Annotated in this window: 12 protein-coding genes; 7 read left to right on the top strand and 5 right to left on the bottom strand. The window is 39.6% G+C overall.

Annotation, left to right across the window (positions count from 1 at the left end; all coding sequences use genetic code 11):
* Positions 1-61: 61 nt before the first annotated feature.
* From J8M01_RS10830 to J8M01_RS10820, 3 genes are all read left to right on the top strand, one after another.
* Entirely contained in the window at positions 62-505 is a 444-nt protein-coding gene (locus J8M01_RS10830; RefSeq protein WP_211057979.1) for a MarR family winged helix-turn-helix transcriptional regulator, read from the top strand.
* Positions 506-660: 155 nt separating this feature from the next.
* Complete coding sequence (locus J8M01_RS10825) at positions 661-1,101, top strand: MarR family transcriptional regulator (RefSeq protein WP_211057978.1); 441 nt, start codon at positions 661-663, stop codon at positions 1,099-1,101.
* A gap of 1,010 nt (positions 1,102-2,111) precedes the next feature.
* Positions 2,112-2,780 carry a glutathione S-transferase N-terminal domain-containing protein gene (locus tag J8M01_RS10820; RefSeq protein ID WP_211057977.1) on the top strand — a complete coding sequence of 223 codons (669 nt, stop codon included), beginning with the start codon at positions 2,112-2,114 and terminating at the stop codon, positions 2,778-2,780.
* A 194-nt stretch (positions 2,781-2,974) separates the two neighbouring features.
* Here the strand turns inward: J8M01_RS10820 and J8M01_RS10815 are convergent, their stop codons facing one another.
* The 3 genes from J8M01_RS10815 to J8M01_RS10805 all read right to left on the bottom strand — a co-directional run bounded on the left by J8M01_RS10815 (position 2,975) and on the right by J8M01_RS10805 (position 11,085).
* The gene (locus J8M01_RS10815; protein WP_211057976.1) at positions 2,975-7,789 is read right to left on the bottom strand and encodes a DUF3320 domain-containing protein; all 4,815 of its coding nucleotides are present in this window, start codon (positions 7,787-7,789) and stop codon (positions 2,975-2,977) included.
* A 967-nt stretch (positions 7,790-8,756) separates the two neighbouring features.
* Positions 8,757-9,596 (bottom strand): transporter substrate-binding domain-containing protein, encoded by an 840-nt coding sequence (locus J8M01_RS10810; RefSeq protein ID WP_211057975.1) that lies wholly within the window; start codon positions 9,594-9,596, stop codon positions 8,757-8,759.
* A gap of 211 nt (positions 9,597-9,807) precedes the next feature.
* Entirely contained in the window at positions 9,808-11,085 is a 1,278-nt protein-coding gene (locus J8M01_RS10805; RefSeq protein ID WP_211057974.1) for an acyltransferase, read from the bottom strand.
* Positions 11,086-11,262: 177 nt separating this feature from the next.
* On the opposite strand from J8M01_RS10805, the gene J8M01_RS10800 reads away from it, so the two are divergent.
* Positions 11,263-12,111 (top strand): LytTR family DNA-binding domain-containing protein, encoded by an 849-nt coding sequence (locus J8M01_RS10800; RefSeq protein ID WP_211057973.1) that lies wholly within the window; start codon positions 11,263-11,265, stop codon positions 12,109-12,111.
* Positions 12,112-12,226: 115 nt separating this feature from the next.
* Here J8M01_RS10800 and J8M01_RS10795 read toward each other — a convergent pair whose 3' ends face one another.
* Positions 12,227-13,708 carry a serine hydrolase domain-containing protein gene (locus J8M01_RS10795; RefSeq protein WP_211057972.1) on the bottom strand — a complete coding sequence of 494 codons (1,482 nt, stop codon included), beginning with the start codon at positions 13,706-13,708 and terminating at the stop codon, positions 12,227-12,229.
* A 745-nt stretch (positions 13,709-14,453) separates the two neighbouring features.
* Complete coding sequence (locus tag J8M01_RS10790) at positions 14,454-14,873, bottom strand: hypothetical protein (RefSeq protein ID WP_211057971.1); 420 nt, start codon at positions 14,871-14,873, stop codon at positions 14,454-14,456.
* 743 nt (positions 14,874-15,616) lie between these two features.
* Here J8M01_RS10790 and J8M01_RS10785 point away from each other — a divergent pair.
* The 3 genes from J8M01_RS10785 to J8M01_RS10775 all read left to right on the top strand — a co-directional run bounded on the left by J8M01_RS10785 (position 15,617) and on the right by J8M01_RS10775 (position 20,150).
* Positions 15,617-17,101, top strand: a complete 1,485-nt coding sequence (locus J8M01_RS10785) for a PfaD family polyunsaturated fatty acid/polyketide biosynthesis protein (RefSeq protein ID WP_211057970.1) — start codon at positions 15,617-15,619, stop codon at positions 17,099-17,101.
* Positions 17,102-17,117: 16 nt separating this feature from the next.
* Positions 17,118-18,320: an ACP S-malonyltransferase gene (fabD, locus tag J8M01_RS10780; RefSeq protein ID WP_247671102.1), complete on the top strand. Its 1,203-nt coding sequence runs from the start codon at positions 17,118-17,120 to the stop codon at positions 18,318-18,320.
* Between the two features lie 90 nt (positions 18,321-18,410).
* A complete protein-coding gene (locus J8M01_RS10775; RefSeq protein ID WP_211057969.1) occupies positions 18,411-20,150 on the top strand; it encodes a carbamoyltransferase C-terminal domain-containing protein in 1,740 nt (579 codons plus the stop codon).
* The last annotated feature ends 25 nt before the right edge of the window (positions 20,151-20,175 follow it).

The following is a 20,175-nucleotide window of genomic DNA, read 5'->3' as shown; positions in this document are numbered from 1 at the left end:
CATAATGTCAAGATTAGTATGGTGACAATATGTTGTCAACATGTATTATAGATAATAATTTATGAACGAATCACCGGAAGATGCTTTTACTCAAATAGTTTTAGAGATTTTTAAAGTCAGCGGAATGCTTAATACTGAGGGAGATATCATGGCAGGCGAATTCGGGCTAAGCAGTGCAAGGTGGAAAGTGCTAGGGGCTACCGCGCAAGCAGAGCATACTCTAACAGTTTCTGAAATCGCTCGAATTATTGGCCAGTCGCGCCAAGCAACTCAGCGACTTGTAGATGCCATGAAAAAGGATCTGTTGCTCACCGTGGCTGACAACCCCAAACACAAGCGATCGAAGCTCGTAATACTCACTAACAAAGGCGAAAAAATATATCGGCAACTATGGAATAAACAGCTCCCTTGGGCTGCTGCAGGAGCTGAAGCTTTAACGAAAAGCGAGTTATATTCAACTTTGTCAGCAATGAAAAAGCTTTCGCAGCATTTCGCTGGTAATTAAACTCTCACAAGCATTTGTGGGACTCGACTTTTTGATCCGATTTACATAATTCTCATTCAAAACTCGAAATAATTAACCGTTAAAACTATTCCTAATTTAACCAAAAAGGTATTATGGAAATAAATTTAACAAAAAAATTAAGATTGAGTATAGCGATGAATCACACATCCGAAGGGGCCTTGTTAACTAACATAATACTGGATATTTTTAAGCTAAATGGATTATTAGTCCAAGAAGGCGATAAACTTGTTAAAGAGCTTGGATTAACCAGCGCTCGATGGAAAGTATTAGGTGCGCTATCTTCTTCAGAAACATTTTTAACTGTTTCCGATATAGCTAGAAAAATGGGGCAATCAAGGCAGTCAGTTCAAAGGTTAGCCAATGATTTAGCAGATGAAGGGCTATTAGTCGGTCTTGATAATCCGAATAATAAAAAAGCAAAGCTATATTCACTTACCAATGATGGAAGTGACGCTTTTACACAAGCAATGAAAAAGCAAAGCCTTTGGGTAAATGATATTGCTCGCGGAATGTCGGAAACTGAATTACACAGCGCTTCCACCTTGTTACGAGAACTCACTTTAAAATTGGAATAAATAACGATAGCTTTAAATGAAGATTTACAATCTATATCTTAAACATAGCCTAGTAGAGTATCTTTACGCCCATATGAAATAAAGTGCAACTTTGTGTACTGAGTTTGGCATTTTTTGTTTACCTGATAGACTTAATAGCAAAATGAGATCATGTTAACTTGCATAATATGCAGTATTCACCCCACGGTTGCTCCAAAATCAGAATTGAAAACAATGTCTTAATTTTAGAATTGGCAGGTAGTTTCAATAAAGAAGGAGTTAAGCTTGTTCACAATAATGTCCAATCACTTATTAGCGAACAATCACCTAGTAAGTGGAGCTTAATTATCTTTTTGGAAAGACATACGCTTCTGACGATGGAAGCAATAGAAGATACAAGGTATTTTTTCCTTTGGAGTCAGAAGCATGGGTGTGAAAAAGTCGCATATGTTGCAATTAGTAGCATACAAATAGACGCCACAAACCTAATCTTCAATAACATAAATATAGAAAAGGGTTTCTTTAAAAATATTGAAGACGCGAAAAAGTGGATATAATCTAAATTAACAATGAATTTTGATCAATGGGTTTTATGAGTGATGCATTTAGGTATGGGCATCATTTCGGAGCATTGAACGTACTAAATGACTTCAACCTATCAGCGTTAGGCATTGAAGTCTGTTCTACGCGACTAAATCACGACTTTTTCCCTTGAAAGCTTACTTTATATCAATGTAATCATCATGAAAATATTAGCCGTCGTACTTAAGGTTTTCTGTTACATCTAAATTACACAATGTCAAAATCGTCGATTTAAGGTAAAAACACAGTCGTAAAACTACGGTATTTCATGCCTACTCAACATCCTTCACCTTCTTTTTCCTAGCATCATTGGCTGCGCCAAAAAAAGAAGCTAGAACACAACCTAAGCGGCAATAATATATTCCTGATATTCAAATAAATACAGTACTATAAAACAAGCTATAAAAATCACTCTGTAAAAATTCACAGATTCATTTCGGAGAACAATAATGATCAAACTTTATGAACTGACGGGCAACAACAACCTTATTTTTAGTCCTTACTGTTGGCGAATTCGCTTAGCTTTACTCCATAAAAAAGTGCGTTTTTCGAGTGAAGAGACCGCCTTTATCGACATCAAAACGATACCTAACGGCAATTTCAAAACGGTGCCTGTTCTGCTCGATAACGACACTGCAATCAGTGACTCTTATAAAATCGCCGAATACTTAGATGCCACTTACCCAACTCAGCCTTTATTATTTAACTCGAAAGAGCTTTGCGCTTTTTCAACATTCATCGAGGGATGGGCAAACGCGTTACATTCAGACATTGCTAAAATTGCAATTGCTGATATCTACGACCATTTACAAGAAAAAGATAAACCATATTTTAAAACATCACGTGAAGCATTTTTTGGTGATACGCTAGCGGAAATTCAATCCAAGAACGGAGATACTGCCAAAATAACTTTGCTGGCCAAGCTGACTGTGCTGGATAAATACCTCGATAAATTTGAGTTCCTCGGCGGGACTGCCCCCCTATATTCAGACTTTATTGTATTTGGCACTTTACAATGGCTATTGTCTACAAGTAACACATTTCAAATATCTGACTTTAGCCCCACAGTCCAATCATGGTTTCTTTCTTTGAAAAAAATCTACGATATAAATGACTAGCACCAACAATGCTCACATCTATAAAGGGTCAAAGATGCAATTATCTCTCAGACCCTTTATTAAAGCATTATGTTTAAATACACCTATTTTCGATTAACCAATCCGTAATAATAGCTTAATCGGATTTTCAAACGAGTGGCTTGTATTTTGAGAAAGATAAACAGATATGGTTTATACCTTTCTCACCTTATTTTTTATCTCATCACTTCTTCTTTAATTTGTAATCGTTCATTTACTCGCAGCAGTGAGCCATACAGTATTTGCTGCTCTGTTAATCTCTTAACTCGCTCCCTAGCCGGCGCCGTAACACGCTTGAAACCGAGAAGTGATAGCGCTCCAGCTATCGCGTCTTGTTCTTCGATAGTATATGCATCACGTACGGTAAGTAGCACTGCGTTAACTAACTCTGCATCACAAATATTATCGAGTTTACGATAATTATCAGGTAAGAACTCCCAACTCCGCAACGAAACAGATTGATTGTCAGCAGTAAAAATGACGCCTTTACGAACAACAATATGCTGAGCAGCTTTAGCTTCATCTATAGCAATTTCTACTTGCCGTTTCACTCTAGAACCTGCACGGGCAAGTCCTGCGGCACTAGCAAGTCGAGCAATCAATAAAGATGGAAGAATGGGGCTCTCGCCATTAACAAGTATACGGACTGCATTGGCAAGAGTTCCCGTTGGGATAGCACCAAAATCATCAACTTTAGGTAATCCTAACTCTGAATCTCCAACCATCCTATATCGTGGTACATAAACCATTTCGTCTTCAAGGTCAAAAGCCTCTCGTTCTATGCTAGCACCTATAGGTACCTGTTTATTGGTATCAGCAAGTGTTATAGTATCGCTAGCTGGCTCTTTTGATTTTATTTGTGCATCAATCAGTACCTGCTCTTCCAATGCTTTTTCGATAACCTCTTTAATACGCTCAATCTCAGACTGCGCATTGCGGTACCAGTCGGTACTCCATACACGATGTTGACGCCAGCCTAAACCATGCAATATAGAAGATCTTAACCGATCACGCTCTCGAACAGACGCGGCCTTTTGATAGCTAGTTCCATCACTTTCTATTGCCAAGATATACTGCTCTTTGTCTTCAGGGTTTTTTATTGCCAAATCTAGATGGAAACCTTGACGCCCTACACGTTGCTCAACAGGATAACCTAAGGCTGATACAGCTTTATAGAGTTGTTGTTCAAGTGGATCAACTTCTACTTCATTTGTGCTGTCCCCCTGTTCAAAACCACCAACTTCCGCGTAACGTAAAAAAACTTGCAGTGCTCTGATGCCATAAGGTGAATTGTCGTTAACTCGTAGCTCATCAGCAGTGAAATTGGCAAAAACTTCCATCGCTAAACGTGCACGAGAGATCAATACATTCAACCGGCGCTCACCTCCCACTTTGTTGATCAAACCAAAGTTTTGATTAATTTTACCATCGGCTTTGCGACCATAGCAGATACTAATAAAGATAACGTCCCGTTCATCACCTTGTACGTTTTCAAGGTTTTTAATAAAGAACTCATCTCCGCCTTCATGGTGCTGAAAGAAACCTTCGAGATCCGGATTTTCACGACGAAGCCGTTCGACTTCCATCATAATCAATTCACGCTGAACAATGCCAAAGGCAACCACACCTAATGACAATTTTGGTGTTTGTTTAGCATGAAGCATAACTGCTTCGGCAATAGCTTTTGCCTCTCCCCAGTTAGAGGATGTACCTCCTTCACCATACAAAGTATCGGGTAAATGGTTAAACGTTAAACCTTTGGCTTCTTTTTGAGCACCAGAGCTTGGGAAAGCTAATAAGCGGTCATCGTAAAATTGGTTGTTAGAAACGGCAATCAATGAATCATTACGTGAGCGATAGTGCCAACGTAACATAACCTGAGGCACACCTTTTGCTTCCATCAAGGAAAGGATACTTTCCATCTCTGCTGTTACGCTATCTTCAACATCATCATCGGTTAGCTGCACTGATTTCCCGAACAAGTCGCTCGGTGGCATTTGTTTACTATCACCTACGACTATGACTTGTTTACCACGCATAAGAGCACCAAGTGCGTCTGGTGCAGTAATTTGGCTAGCCTCATCAAAGATCACCAAGTCAAAGTCCACTGCCCCTTGCTCTAAGTAGGTTGATATAGACATCGGGCTCATCATGAAAATAGGTTTGATTTGCTGAACTGCGTTACCAGCTTTGGTTAATAACTGCCGAATGGGCAAATGTCGACTCTTTTTACCCAACTCACGCATCAATACTTCCATCTCACCTTTGGCATGGCGCTTAGGTAAAGATTGATATATATAATCAGCAAGCCGCTCCTGCGCATAGCCTAGACTATCTGAATCAAGTTGACGAAAATCACTAAGCAGCTTTTCATGGCCGAGGCGATCAAAGCGTTTAATCACCTCATTACTATCATAAGCGGTAGTCACTAATCCCTGATAATAGCTTAATTTTAGTATAGTCAAGAGAAGAGCATTATCTTGTCGCCAATTTTGGCTATAATCCGCCAGCAGGGTTAGGTTGTTTTCTTTCAATGCATCAATCAGTTGGTTGTAACGCACATACTGGTATAGACCATCAATATCTTGCCAATGAGATAAAATATCTAAAAGTATTTCAAAAGTGCAAGTTGACAGGTTATTTAATGGATCATCTTTAGCTATGCTAACTGTTGCTGCCAGTTGATTTAATTGCACATCCAATTTGGTGGCCAGAGCATGACTTATATCAAATCGCTGTTTGTGTTGAATTAGGTCGGAGTTGCCAGATAAAAACTGTGCCAGGCCTCTAGGAATATCACCTTTACCAATCTGTTCGTAAAGATCTATTATCCATTCTGACAGAGCACTCAGCACACTCCAGTCAGATTTAGTGCCTTGCCACTGAGCACCAAAAAGTGCAGACAATAACAGTTCATGCTCTTGAAAATGTTTTTGTTGCTTTTGGTAATCCAGCAAATCATCCACCCAAAGCAACCAGTCATTAGGATTACCGGCTAACGGGTCTTTGCATAAGGTAGCTAAACTCTTTTTAGCGCGGCGGTAATCTCCTGATAATATCCGCCACCATTTGTCTGTACGACCAATCAGCCCCTGCCGAATAGTTAGTAGTTCAGCATCAAAAGCTTGGTCAACAAACCGTGTTTCGTAAGAGTCATACAACTTAGTCATTTTGCAACCAGCAGCAAGGCCTTCTCGTATTGTCTCTCTACGAATTTGCCAATCATCTGTGTCTACATTAATACCACTAAGTTTTGGGGCTTCTAAAGCGCGGGCAGCCGCTCGATTTATTATCTCCAGCTCATGTATTGTCAAGGGTAAAGGTAAACCCATATCACTAGCTAACGCGTTGCCACATTGGATAAGCTTATCCAAATCTTCATAGCAAATTGCTGATGTCTCGGAAATATATTTTTGATCGACCGGCGATATCTCACAGCGATCTGACATGCTAAATGCGTTATCTTCAGGAACCCCCATATGATCAAGGTGATCTATTAGACTTTGGACAATTTGTGTTGCAGTAGTAAATTTTTCTACATTCCAAGCCTTCATTACGTCAAATGGCAGCTCTGGGAGTACAGTATTTTCTCTTTGGCTATCCGCTTTCTGCAAGAAACCTAAAGCGTCGACATAGTTTACACCACTATCGAGAATTGGCTTTTCAATTGCGGCTACGTAAGCATTTAGACTGTCCTTGGTTCCTGACAACTGTTTATAGGACATCGTGCGATCAGGAATACTTGGTTTACCCTGCTCCATTGCCTGCGCCAACGAAGATAACACAGCCTTCTTGGTGCTTTTGTGGCTGTGGAGTTCTAGTACTGCATGACCTAGATGGCATTCATCCAAACGTTTCTTTACGACCTCTAAAGCTGCCATTTTTTGGGCAACAAACAAGATCTTTTTACCACGCCCCAGTGATTCGGCAATGATATTAGTGATTGTTTGTGACTTACCTGTACCAGGTGGTCCCTGAATAATAAGGTCTGCTCCATTTTGCGCAGCAATAATCGACTCTAGCTGACTAGAGTCAGCATCCTTTACCAAAGGAAGAGTTTCTGGAGACTGGAGTGTTTTGTGGTTAGATGCTTGTTTTACAATTACTTCGCTTTCATCAAAGCCACTTTTCAAAAGCCGGTTCAAAAAAGGGTTTTGCGACGGTGCTTTTCCTTCAGGCCAACTCAACGGTTCAAGATCCATATACATTTGGAACTTGCCAAAAGAGAACAGGCTCAACGAAACTTTGTCTTCCATAACCTGCCAACGGGGCATTTTTTCGATGGATTCACTAACGGATTGATAATAGCTAAGTGGATCGAATTCTTCGTTAAACAATGGTAGTTTAAAGTTGTATTCACCGTTTAATTTAGCGGCTAAGGTAAGATTAGGTCCAATATCTTCACCTGTATATCTTAGCTTGAAACCTTCCCTTGCAGAGGTTCTAATTAACTCAACAGGCAGTAGTACCAACGGCGCATAACGCGCAGTTTGTGATCGCTCATCTTCGTACCACTTTAGAAACCCTAATGCTAAGTACAGCACCTCAATACCCTGCTCTTGAAGCAAGTTATGGGCCTCTGTCTCTATACGTAGTAGAGATTTATCTAACTTTTCTGGAATGAGACCTGTTTGTAGGTGCTTATCAGAGAACCTTGCGTCTCCTTTTTGTTCAGCTAGATGTACATCTAAGGGAGGAAGTTTTACCTGCTCTGGCTGTTCGAAAGTAAAACTACGATCTTGCTCATCCACTTCTTTTTGTTGTTGATAAACCTTAGGAATAGGTAAAAAGCTCATCTTAGCTTCTTGGTTTACTAACAATTCATAAATGTGCTCAGATTTTTCATCGACAATATCCAACACCTTTTGACTGGTGCTACGACAATTTAATTGTGGATTACCTCGAAGCCCCATATCTAAAAGCTCTAAACGACTTCGTTCTAGCTGTTGCTCAATATTTTCATTGTTAGATTTTGTGTGGACGACATTCATCTCATGAAATCCTTGCCTTTTGTTATCCATTAAATTCTAAAATACTGAATTATTTAAAGTTCTTTAATTTGGTGCAATTATTAGGTTAAACCCTTCTAAATGCCTTATTCTTGTTCAAAGCAGCCCTCAACGTGGCAAACATCAATTCAGTAAACTGACTAATTGCTACACCATCGACCTAGTTGTTATTTAAAAATAATAATTAAACTAGATACTTGATTCAGAACTTAAAAAATACACTATTATCCACGCCATTAGAAATAATTTCTTATTAAAATAAAATTCTGTGGAAATTTTTATTCTCACCATTAATCAAAAAAAATGGTTGCTGCTGGTTATTTATATACGGCAGTCACTTTAAATTTGCTCCGACTGCCGAAAGTGCATGACTAATCCCCCTAATACTTTCCCCTATTTAACTAGTTATTTTTACTGTGTAATTGTTAAGCATGTAACTTTTCACATTGCCTAGTAAGTAGCGTGTGTTTGCTTTCTAAACTTGTATAATACAAAGTATTTCCTGTATCGGGCCCAAAATATCATCCGAGTTCACTAACATTGTATCAATTAACTCTAGAGAACGAGTCGTAAGGGTCGCTGTCGTTGATTACTGAAACTAAGTAATGTCAAACCAACACGATACTAAACAACCAGACATCAAACTTTCGCCTCGCATCTCATCCATAAAATAATTGTTATCATCGAGATGTATTAGCCTATGTATCTTTATCCTTATAAAATCAACGTAGGATCAAGCGAACTAACAATTACTCGGCCAATACTTTGGTCATTGTTTGCAGTGAATGAACTTAACTGAAAAATGACTGAAGCACCGACCTAACGCTGGCTCTATGTCACTTCATGTTATTACTTTGATATCGCATATAAAAAGCAAAAGGAGGCGTTCAGCACAAGTGTGATAATGATGGTTGTTATCGAAAATTCGATATTCTTAAGCGGTGACCATCTAGCGTTCAAAATGATCTGAGTACAACGCTTCTAATTCTCCACGTTCTTTCATTTTTTGTAGTGCGGAATAAAACTGATATGCCACACTTTCTTTTACAATGAGCGTTGGAAAGTTACTTATTGATAGCTGGTTATCGGGGTCATATTTCGGGTTTGATACTTCTTGAAACAACGGAGACTTTCTTGAAAAGCCAAGATACATAGGAATAAGACTCTGATTTATCGCATTATAATGAATTTTTATTCCAATATCCGCTTCGCGATTTATATTATGATGTTTCATATAAGCAATGATGGGCTCAACATCGCTAATAAAAAAGTCGCCTCGCCCAATTGCTAACGCTGACAGCACATTTTTAATGGGTAAGTTACTCATTTGCACAATGTCTAAGTTAGGATACTTTTTGTGGTAATTAAGTTTGCTGCTGCCCAACTCAACCAATAACTTCCCTGATACGTGAGACATGTCAGCAATATCTGCATGATGTTTCGACGTGATAACAACTTCTTTTGTCCCAAAACCCATTGGTAAATAATACAAGTATTCTGCCCTAGATTGGGAGAATGATGCCCCTGGATAGAAATCCAAAGAGCCACTTTTCAAGTGTAAATGTACTCGTTTCTTAGGGAAGCGGACTATTTCCAAACTAGCACCAACTTTTTTCGCTGCGGCTTTAAATAGGTCGTTGTACAAACCAGAATTATCATTAATTGTACCGATGAAAGGAGGTGTAGGTTGATCTTTATACCCCATGACATTCTTCATTTCAGTCGCCATTGCAGTTATTGAAATGCTAACAATGACAACGGCTATTTGTATGATTGAGGTGTTTATCATCAATATTCTACCAAATCAAATAACTTACCTATTTGATAGTAGTTTAAATATTTTTAGAATGACGCGTTTTTGATAAGTAACTATAAATCAGGTTATTACGGATTTACGCGAGCTAAATATACAAAAGCACTGTGATTAGCCTTTCAATTTGGCATCTTACTTCTAACATAAACGTGACAGTGGCACAGTATGAGTCTACGAATGTGTCCCTCTAAAAGATAAGAGTTAAAGCAAGCGGACTGATAATAACGCAGCCTATTCCATATCCCCAACAACGCTGTGCGTAAGTATATTGGTGTTTCACACTCACACCGAAAAGAGGTCGCAGCGCATCAAAGCGATAAATTACTGAGAATAGCGCTGTACACACAGCAAACGTACCGCCAATAATAACCAAAGCTTCTAATGCTGCACCGAGTTGCCAAGGCGTTATCCAAAAGGCTAACGCAATGACAACACTCTGATGCAATATATAAAATGGAAATACCGCTTTATTCAAAATAGGTAAAAAACGATGATTGTGATTCAAAAAACGCCCAGCTAATGCCACCATTAAACTGACCCCTATCAGCCCTTGCGTCACATATACTAGATTCAGCACGTCTATTTGCCACTGTTCCGCCTCTGGGTTTTTCCATATTTGAACATATCCAATCAATATCAGAAGATAGCCAGCAATAAAAATCAGCAACAAAGACTGCCAATGGTGTTTCAAGCATTGAAATAAACTTGATTGCCTGGCCAGCATATATCCATACAGTAAAAATACAAACCCTAGTCCGTAACGAAAATACTCACTTTCACTATAGAATTTCAATAACCATATTGGGCATATCAAACATAAAAATAATACACAGCGTGATTGCTCAAAAACAGGCGAAATTAACCGAGACAAACGGCGACTATGTAAAAACGGTAATAGCACTAAAAGTAACAGTGTAAATTGCCATAATGATCTTAAATACCAGAGGTGGTTTACATCTACATGAGGCCATATACCGGCTTGATAGTCTTTAAATATCGGACTAGATAAGTCGACAAATTGTACAACAAAATCACTAAACGTTATTTTCAACCCAACTTCTTGGCTCATTTGAGCATAAAGCTGCACGGGTACGACAAGCCATACTCCAACGAGTAACGGCAAGAGTATCTTCACTGTACGCGTAACAACGAAATGTCTTAACGAGTATTTTGCAACCAAATACCTGAGTGCAACCCCTGAAATAAACCAAATAAGCGCCATTCTCCAGGGTGAAAAAATCAGCATCACATACTCGACGAGCTCCGTTAAATAAGCACTTTTGTAGTGAAACGGCCAATTTAGGCTATACACCATGCCTGAGTGATAAAATATTAAAGAAATAAATGCCAATATACGTAGCCAATCCAAATCGTAGCGTCGAGTAGAAAACGCATGCTCAACATCAAATATCGCCAACCAGGGATGAAACAACTTTTTTACCACACGACTAAACAGTCTTTTCATGACGTACTTTTTATCAATTAAACGGACCTTCAGTATCACCAATCGCTGAATTATATAAACCATAGAGTGCTTATAAAACAATGAGTAGGGATAAACGGTGGCATACAGGGATAAGATAGTTGGTAATGTACCCACTCCTTGATATGCTCAATACCTCCTGTTTTTAAAAGTGAATTTATGCCAAGCCTCAATCACATACAAAACTATCAAGAACGCTATATGTGGCTCCTTCTCTGCGGGTATATTTTTATCAATAATACCATTAACGCTACATCAAATATTATGGAGGCTCAAAGGGAGTCAAGTTTGTCATTTAGTTGGTGGGAACCCTTTGTGTGGGAATACTCAAGTGCGGTAGGTACATTATCTGTGTTACCTGCAATTGTATGGTTACTAAAAACTTTTCCATTTAACTGGCAGAGAATATATTCATCTGTATTGCGCTACTTTCTGGCATCGGTTCTATTTAGCCTAGCGCATGTATTCATTATGGTTATGCTGCGTAAATTAATTTACTTTGCACAAGATAGATATTATGACTTTGGTGTTTTATGGTTTGAACTAATTTACGAATACCGTAAAGATTTATGGGGGTTCATCTTCCTCATTTTTGTTATTAAAGCCTACAACTACATCATCTCGCAACTCTGTGGAGAAGCAGCACCTATTCTAGAAGGCGAAGAACCTACCACGCCACAATATGATCGCTTACTTGTCAAAAAGCTTGGGAAAGAATTCATTGTTAAAGTAAATGAAGTTGATTGGCTCGAATCATCAGGTAATTATGTTAATTTGCATATCGGGGCGCGTATTTACCCTTTGCGAGCAACATTAACACAGCTTAGCGCCCAATTAGCACCGCAAGGGTTTTGCCGTATCCATCGCTCATACGCAGTACGCCTTGATGCCATTGACTCTATTACCTCTCTACCCAGTGGAGACAGTGAAATACAACTGCATACAGGTAAAGATCTTTCCCTTTCACGTCGCTATAAAGAGCAGTTTAAAGCGCAACTAAAGCTTTAATAATCGATGAGCTCAATGTTGTTTATTTGACTTCTATCCACATAACCAGCAAAACAAGGATGTAAAATAAAAGGGACATGCAAACATTTTATGCCTGTCCCATTTCACTCGAAACTCAGTCACCTTGCCACTCAGAAGTAGTATCTCTGCATTCTTTCCAATTAAGCTTTCTTACACTCTCAACTTTTTTTTTCAATGCTTCGCCATTATCTAAGATTTGCTGACATTGTTCGCTTCGATGTTCGTCGTTATAAAAAATAATATTGCGGATCTCTTCCGCGATACAATCTGATTCATAACCAACTTTATTATAATTACTAAACACCATCACGGATTGGTCACGCTCTAGCAGTCTTGAAAAGCTGGTCACCCATGAATAAGGATAATTACCTGAGTACTGTAAAAATTTCTCATATTTTTTCAATTCGTCCGATTCCTTCATTCGATTATCGAAATCTGTGAGGTTATCTGGACAATCAGCCACCATCCCATACTCACTGGGGTTGATATAAGTAACAAACCAACCGTAACCAAAGTATTCACATTCGTTCTTATTTTCGGTTCTTTGATAAGGTGCAAACGCCCTTTCCTTTTGCTCGGCATTTAAAATTTTATCGCCATATAGCCCTTGATCCCACTTGTGCATATCTTTGACTGTAGAATACATATCTCCTGCTGAATACAGCACCAAAGGGTTGCTGTACGGATTTAGAAAAATATTTTCATAAGGTGCAGGCCCTCCTGTTGGAGGTAAACGGCCCGTCGTGCATGGCAAGTATGGGTTTTCTTTATAGACGTAGCCGTTTGTCATGTTCTCATAGATGCCAATGGCGTTAAATGTTCCGCTGTCATGCATAGATAGCGTATCTAATATTTTCTCTTTTACGATATTCCCAAAGTAATAACTCGGGTCAATTTCACCTTGTTTACCTGCTGTTATCTGTTCGATAATATTGCCTATTAGGTAGTAGTTACAGTTACTGTAGGTAAATTTAGAACCTGGTGTAAAACTGGGTTTATCTCCTTGCTCTGTGCAGGTGCAAAAACCATTCGCAAACGCTTCAGGGCCATTTAAATCTAAACTTGCATTACCCAAGTAGGGTCGCCAACCCCAGTTTAAAAATACCTCAGGATTATTACTGTAATCGTCAATACCTGACGACATACTCAACAAATTGTGCAGTGACACTTTCTTACATTCGTTATTAGGATACCAAGGTAAATAGTCGCCAATGGTCTTGGTTTTGAGATCTTCGTGAGCGAGCATTTTTAACAAAATGGCTGCCGTAAACGCCTTGGTATTTGAACCAATACGATATTTAGAGTCAGACGTATTGAATTGCACCTCTTTTTGAATGTTTTGTGGTCCACAGTTAGCCTTATACACCTCGCTTTCACCGGAAGTCACATATATACTGCCGAAAAATAACTGTTTGTTTTTGTCGCAGTACTCATTCACTATAATGTTAAATTTCTCAATTTGTTCTTGCGTAATGGTGTTATCTTTCGCCACGCTATCTTTAAAACACGCACTCAGAAGCAAACATATACAACACAAACTTATAACGCTTAATGGTTTTTGATAAGGCCAGTTCATTTTTCTTTCCTTCTTAAAGGTGCATAGTTAATTTAAGTCAATGTGATGACCATAAAATATTAAGCGTTGTGCTTAATATTTTCTATTACGCCCTTATTACACAATATCAAAACCAGTTACAGGCCCACCTGTATTTTAAACCTTTTAATTGATTTACGAGTTTACTGGAACATTAATAATTGCCGCATCTCATGCTCGTTCCGGCCAACTCTAGTCAACAGAGCTGCCCATATTAGTATGATTTGGTTAACCTACGAATGCATAGCGCTACTGATTCATTATAAGAATTGTACAAAAAATGGGCTTGGGTGTAGTTATACTATATATGCAAGAAATTTGTGACTGTCCCATCTGACTATAAGATAATGCTGTTGCTTGACAATGGGGAGTCCATGTAGCCCATTTAAGGGGTTGATAATAGTTTGCTAGAATGTGAAGCAAAACCGAGCAAACTGTTAGCAGTCCCGCTTTAAATTCTTGTAATATGTTAACCACGCCTAGCCATTTCTTTTTTATACTTATTCTCGGTAACGTACCACATGACTACACCAAACAATAAGCCTGCTATAGGCCAGACAATAACAGTAATGGGACAGGCACATAATTATACGCTCAGCATTGCAATGTAATGCCACCCTATTATGCAATAAATTTGTGACTGCTCCATCTTACTCGTTTATTGATTTAGAGTTAGCCATCACTGTATAAAAACGGTCAAAAAGAACATTAGTGCCTATTGATAGAGTTAAGGCTCATATGTATTAGCTGTACTACCCGCCAAGTAACGCCTTTGAACATAAACAAAATGTAACGTTACAAATAATGGAGCAATTATAAAAGGCAATAAGTATATATTTGTACCGCCAACTGAATAACTTGCAATGGCTGAAGATATTACGCCTAATGCAACATAAACTTTTAGCCTTTTAGGTTTAGTATTCTCCCGCTCTGGGTGCAAAGTTAAAACTAATAAACTTATTGCTCCCCAGAACCCACACAAGCCAAATAAAACTAATGTAGCATACAAGAGAACTGTTAGTTCACCAGAAAATAAGCCTACAAAAATTACTGGGCTAAATACAACACCTAAAATTAATAACAATAGTAATGGTGCAAACCCAATCATAAATTCGATAATGTACGCAAAACGTTTTAATTTATTCATTTACAGCTAACTCTTTAGTATTTATGTTGCACGTTTTTTTGCTGCATAATCGCTTGTTGGACTGAGCCGCTACCTGCTCGGTTTATCAGATTTGGTGTTATTTATGCGATGGGAATTTGCTTTTAGTGGCGTAACTTGTCTCGAGCCTACTTTCTCGGCTTGCCTGTCGCATTTAAGCTATCCCTGCATTCCTCAGTACGTTTTATCGTGCCATTAGAGCAATTAGAGCAATTATCACGGCTTTATCAATGATATTTTCACAGCTCACATACTTTTGTGCCCTAACACTTAAGTGGGTCCACATTCTGATTTGATAAATCAAGCTCTGCTGCTAGCTCGTTCGCTATCATTTCATTACCTCTCAAGCTAAAATGACGACTCCTATTAACCAAAAAATATTACACAGCATTTCAGCATCATTGGCGCTTTACATTATAAATAATCCAACCTGGATCAAAAACATCAAAAACATCAAAAACATCAAAAAGCTTTACTGACAATCACTAAGCACGACAGTAACTGCTGACGTATGTTGACATTGACTTAAACACTTCATAATTACCTGAGGTGGAAACTGATATATTGAATTTACAAAAAAACTAAGCCACTGATATATAGATACTTAATGTTAAATAGCAATACATTACGCTACCTTAAAAGTTCAGCTCTTCATTTCTCCACAATCTTTCCATATTTGTATTTCACTATTGCGCGTAATTACACAGATCACACGTAGAGTTCGCATGCAGACAGGCGTAAATAGAGTAGCCCCGATTTCAAATTCAGAGGTGCCCGATATCAGTACCAATGCGCCTTTGCCACACCTATCTCAAGAGTTTTGTATCACACCTGATAGTTTGGGCTCATATGAATTTAGGCAGGCCTACGGATTAAAATATGCGTATTTGTCAGGGGCGATGTATCGCGGTATTGCTTCCAAAGAGCTGGTTGTTGCGATGGCAAATGCTGGATTAATGGGTTTTTTAGGCACCGGTGGCTGTAGCTTAGATCAGATTGAAAATGACCTTCTGCACATACAGCGCGCCCTAACAACAGGGCAAGCTTATGGGTTAAATTTAGTGTGCAACCTGAATGACCCAGCGCACGAAATGGCCTTAGTGTCACTGTATTTGAAGTACGCAGTACCGTGTATAGAAGCCGCTGCTTTTATATCTATGACACCCGCGTTAGTGCTGTATCGCGTTAGCGGTTTATATCGAGGTACAGATAATCAAGTCGCATCACACTATAAAATCATTGCTAAAGTTTCTCGTCCTGAGGTGGCCAATGCATTTTTACAACCTGCTCCACTGCGTATCATTGAACAGCTGCTCAGGCGTGGCCAAATAACGCCTGAACAAGCCAAAATGAGCCAGTCTATTTTAATGTGCGACGATATCTGTGTTGAAGCCGATTCCGGTGGGCATACCGACCAAGGCCAACCCAGTGTTTTGCTCCCTGCAATTCAAAGTCTACGTGATAGCGTCGTATCAGCGCAGCCCTTTGCGCACGCTCCGCGTATTGGCTTGGCTGGCGGTATAGGCACACCAACTTCAGCCGCTGCGGCGTTTATCATGGGCGCTGATTTTATAATGACGGGCTCGATAAACCAATGCACCGTTGAAGCCGCAACGTCTGATGTAGTTAAAGATATGCTGCAAAGCATCAACGTACAAGACACTGACTACGCACCTGCAGGAGATATGTTCGAGCTAGGTTCAAAAGTACAAGTGCTTAAAAAAGGGGTGTTTTTTCCGGCCCGTGCGAATAAACTTTTTCAGTTGTATCAACAGTACGACTCCATTAATGCACTGCCAACGACGATACAAACCCAACTACAAGAGAAGTTTTTTAAAAAAAGCTTCGACGAGGTGTGGCAAGAAGTTGCACAATATTTAACTCAAACTGACAGAGCCGATGACATCATTAAAGCGCAAACAGATGCCAAATACAAAATGGCGCGAATATTCCGGTGGTACTTCTCTTACAGTATGAAACTGGCCTTTGCGGGCACCACACAAGACAAAGTGAACTTTCAAGTACATACGGGCCCTGCACTCGGTGCTTTTAATCAATGGGTAAAAGGCTCAAAACTTGAGCGTTGGCAAAATCGCCACGTGGCCGATATTGCCAATAAACTCATGCAAGAAACGGCTGAATTACTCAGTATCAAAACACAGCAACTCGTTGCTTTTAGTAAACCCAGTGCCATATCCGCCCAGCAGTAAAACAAGGCCTTTTGTAATGATGAACACCTATTTATTTCCGGGTCAAGGCTCTCAATATGTTGGTATGGGAAAAACGCTTTTTGCGCAGTTTCCAGAGCTCACAAACCTTGCTGATAAGCTCTTAAGCTATTCCATTGAGCAGCTTTGTCTTAACGATACACATAAACAGCTCAATAACACCCAATACACACAACCGGCCCTATTTGTCGTTAATGCCCTCGCCTATCATCAGCAAATAAAACAATCTGGACAGTCAGCTGATTTTTTAGCGGGTCACAGCTTGGGAGAGTTTAATGCCCTTTATGCATCTGGCGCTTTAAGCTTTGAAGATGCCTTAAAGCTGGTCATAAAACGAGGGGAACTCATGAGTAATGCACCACAAGGTGCAATGGCGGCAATTTTAAATATCGATGAAAAAACCCTCCAAAGCTGTCTTGAACACCCACAGTTACGCAGCATCGATATTGCAAACTTTAACTCGCGTGAGCAAATTGTGATCTCTGGGTTGGCTAAAAACATTGCGCACAGCCAAGCCATAATTGAACAACAAGGTGGGCGATTTATTCCACTCAATACCAGTGGCGCCTTTCATTCTCGTTACATGGCAGATGCCCAACAACAGTTTGCAAAGGTCATTAATAATACTGTTTTTAAAGCAATGCAGACGCCTGTGATTGCCAACGTTACAGGCTTACCTTATCAACCTGATGATATAAAGCACCATTTGATTGCACAAATGACCCAGCCCGTGAAATGGACCCACAGCATCCAATACTTGTACGCACAAGGTAACATGCAATTTAAAGAGCTTGGACCAAAAAAAGTACTCACAAAGCTAGTACAAAACATCACGCAAGATATAGCGCAAAATAGCGAGCAAGATACAGGTCGGCATTCAACACGCCTAGATACTAATCCACTAACGACAAAATCACATGTCAGCCCGATTAACACGCCTGTACCAGCAGAACAGCGTCAAACTGAAACCATGCTTGCAAAGGCTGAGCCGTCCAAGTTAAGCCCACAGCAACACGTTGAATACTGGAACTTACATCACCCTATTGGCACGCAAGTTCGCAGTATTACGCACGTCACTTCAATGACAAACCCTATTATGACAACACGCTCACAGGCCACGCTTATTTTTGGCCAAAGGGCCGTTGTGTATTTGCACAACTTTAATGGCTACTTTGCCCTTGACGAGCTGCAATGCATTTAAATTTACTCGCGCTTAATAATAGAGCAGCAACTTAAAGATGACACTCATTTTTAAATTGAAACAAACACTTAAAATACTTTGGTAGATACAATGAAATATTATATTGGTTTAGCAACATCATTCCATGATCCTGCACTGGCAATTGTTGATGCCCACGGCAACGTAGTTTTTGCTGAAGATGCAGAGCGATTCTTACAATATAAAAGAGGTTTATATTGTCTGCCCGATAACCCCTATTACATAGAAGAAATACTCAAACAATACTGCGCTGATTGTACTGAGCTGGTGATTGCAAAAACATGGAGTAAAGGTCGATCGAAAAGCACCAATATCCTTGAAAACATTTTATTGAGCGTATTAGAAACCTTCTCATTTAATATTGATGTAAATACCAGAGACATTAAGGATCAATTTTATTTTGCCAGAGCCTCTCATGCTGCTGCGGGTCGTACTTTGTCTCGGTTTTTTGAAGCGTCTTGTCGAAACTTCATCGTCGGTAATTACCGAAAAAAGCCCGCAACTGACATACGCTACTTCGATCACCACTTAACCCATGCAGCAAATGCCTGCTTTAATAGCCCATTCAGTGAAGCGTCTTGCTTAATTGTTGATGGCATGGGGGAAAAAAGTAGTATTGATTACTTCACCTATAAAAATGGCGTTATTACCCCTGCGCCCATCAAAGTAAAGCGCTCGTTTAAAAGCTTAGGATTGTTTTACACCATTATTTGTGAAAACCTCGGATTTGATCCGCTCAAAGGAGAAGAGTGGAAAGTTATGGGGCTTGCGCCATACGGTAAAAAAGATGACACAGTATATAACTTGCTACGTTCGTCGTTACAAGTTAAAAACGGGAACTTCGCAGTGCCCAAAAACTTGAATGCCATCATGCAAGAAATTAAAAGCATGGCGCGCGCGCCGGGAGAATCGGTTGAGCAGTACAAAGACTTTGCCTATACCGGCCAATTGGTATTCAGTGAAATCTTTATGGATCTCATTAACGCTATATACGAGCACGCCCCATCGAAAAACCTCACCATTGCTGGCGGCTGCGCATTAAACTCATCCTTTATGGGCACCGCGTTAGAACAGTCCAAATTTGATAATATTTATGTGCCCTCAGCACCTGCCGATAATGGCAATGCCATTGGTGCAGCCCTTTTAAGTTATCAACAAGATCACCCCCAGTGGCAGCCTGAAACAACAATCCAATCTCCCTATACAGGCTGTGTTATTAAACAAAAGTCACTCGACAAACTTGCGCAATATAGTCATTTAAAAGTGACAGACCATGGTGATGATGTCTATAAAAAAACTGCAGAGTTCTTAGCTGAAGGTAAAATTATTGGTTGGGCACAAGGACGCGCTGAATTTGGTCCCCGCTCTTTAGGTAACCGCTCTATCTTAGCCAACCCATGTTTAACTGACATGAAAGATATTATCAATGCTCGCGTTAAATTCAGAGAAGAGTTTAGGCCATTTGCCCCCTCAATTTTGCATGAATATGGCGAAGAATACTTTGAGAATTATCAAGAGTCGCCTTATATGGAACGTACTTTGGTATTTAAAGAAGCTGTGCGAAGTAAAGTGCCTGCTGTGGTTCATGTTGATAACACCGGCCGCTTGCAAAGTGTTAAAAAGCAGTGGAATGAACCTTATTACAACTTAATCGAAAATTTCAGACAAATCACTGGAGTACCCGTAGTCCTGAACACCAGCTTTAACATTATGGGAAAACCCATTGTTCACTCAGTTGAAGACATGCTTGCTGTATTTTTGATGTCGGGCATCGATATTCTTGTGATCAACAACACCATTTACGAAAAATAATGCGCTGTTATCTCCAAACCGCCTG

This window comes from Pseudoalteromonas sp. MMG005, from assembly GCF_018101015.1.
Lineage (GTDB): Bacteria > Pseudomonadota > Gammaproteobacteria > Enterobacterales > Alteromonadaceae > Pseudoalteromonas > Pseudoalteromonas aurantia.
The sequence above is the reverse complement of the archived record's forward strand: the minus strand, read 5'-3'. Positions and strand labels throughout refer to the sequence as shown.

Excerpts from the sequence above, each read along its gene's own strand:
- J8M01_RS10830 (WP_211057979.1), top strand. The coding sequence starts at position 62 with ATGAACGAATCACCGGAAGATGCTTTTACTCAAATAGTTTTAGAGATT.
- J8M01_RS10825 (WP_211057978.1), top strand. The coding sequence starts at position 661 with ATGAATCACACATCCGAAGGGGCCTTGTTAACTAACATAATACTGGAT.
- J8M01_RS10820 (WP_211057977.1), top strand. The coding sequence starts at position 2,112 with ATGATCAAACTTTATGAACTGACGGGCAACAACAACCTTATTTTTAGT.
- J8M01_RS10815 (WP_211057976.1), bottom strand. The coding sequence starts at position 7,789 with ATGAATGTCGTCCACACAAAATCTAACAATGAAAATATTGAGCAACAG.
- J8M01_RS10810 (WP_211057975.1), bottom strand. The coding sequence starts at position 9,596 with ATGATAAACACCTCAATCATACAAATAGCCGTTGTCATTGTTAGCATT.
- J8M01_RS10805 (WP_211057974.1), bottom strand. The coding sequence starts at position 11,085 with ATGAAAAGACTGTTTAGTCGTGTGGTAAAAAAGTTGTTTCATCCCTGG.
- J8M01_RS10800 (WP_211057973.1), top strand. The coding sequence starts at position 11,263 with ATGCCAAGCCTCAATCACATACAAAACTATCAAGAACGCTATATGTGG.
- J8M01_RS10795 (WP_211057972.1), bottom strand. The coding sequence starts at position 13,708 with ATGAACTGGCCTTATCAAAAACCATTAAGCGTTATAAGTTTGTGTTGT.
- J8M01_RS10790 (WP_211057971.1), bottom strand. The coding sequence starts at position 14,873 with ATGAATAAATTAAAACGTTTTGCGTACATTATCGAATTTATGATTGGG.
- J8M01_RS10785 (WP_211057970.1), top strand. The coding sequence starts at position 15,617 with ATGCAGACAGGCGTAAATAGAGTAGCCCCGATTTCAAATTCAGAGGTG.
- fabD (WP_247671102.1), top strand. The coding sequence starts at position 17,118 with ATGATGAACACCTATTTATTTCCGGGTCAAGGCTCTCAATATGTTGGT.
- J8M01_RS10775 (WP_211057969.1), top strand. The coding sequence starts at position 18,411 with ATGAAATATTATATTGGTTTAGCAACATCATTCCATGATCCTGCACTG.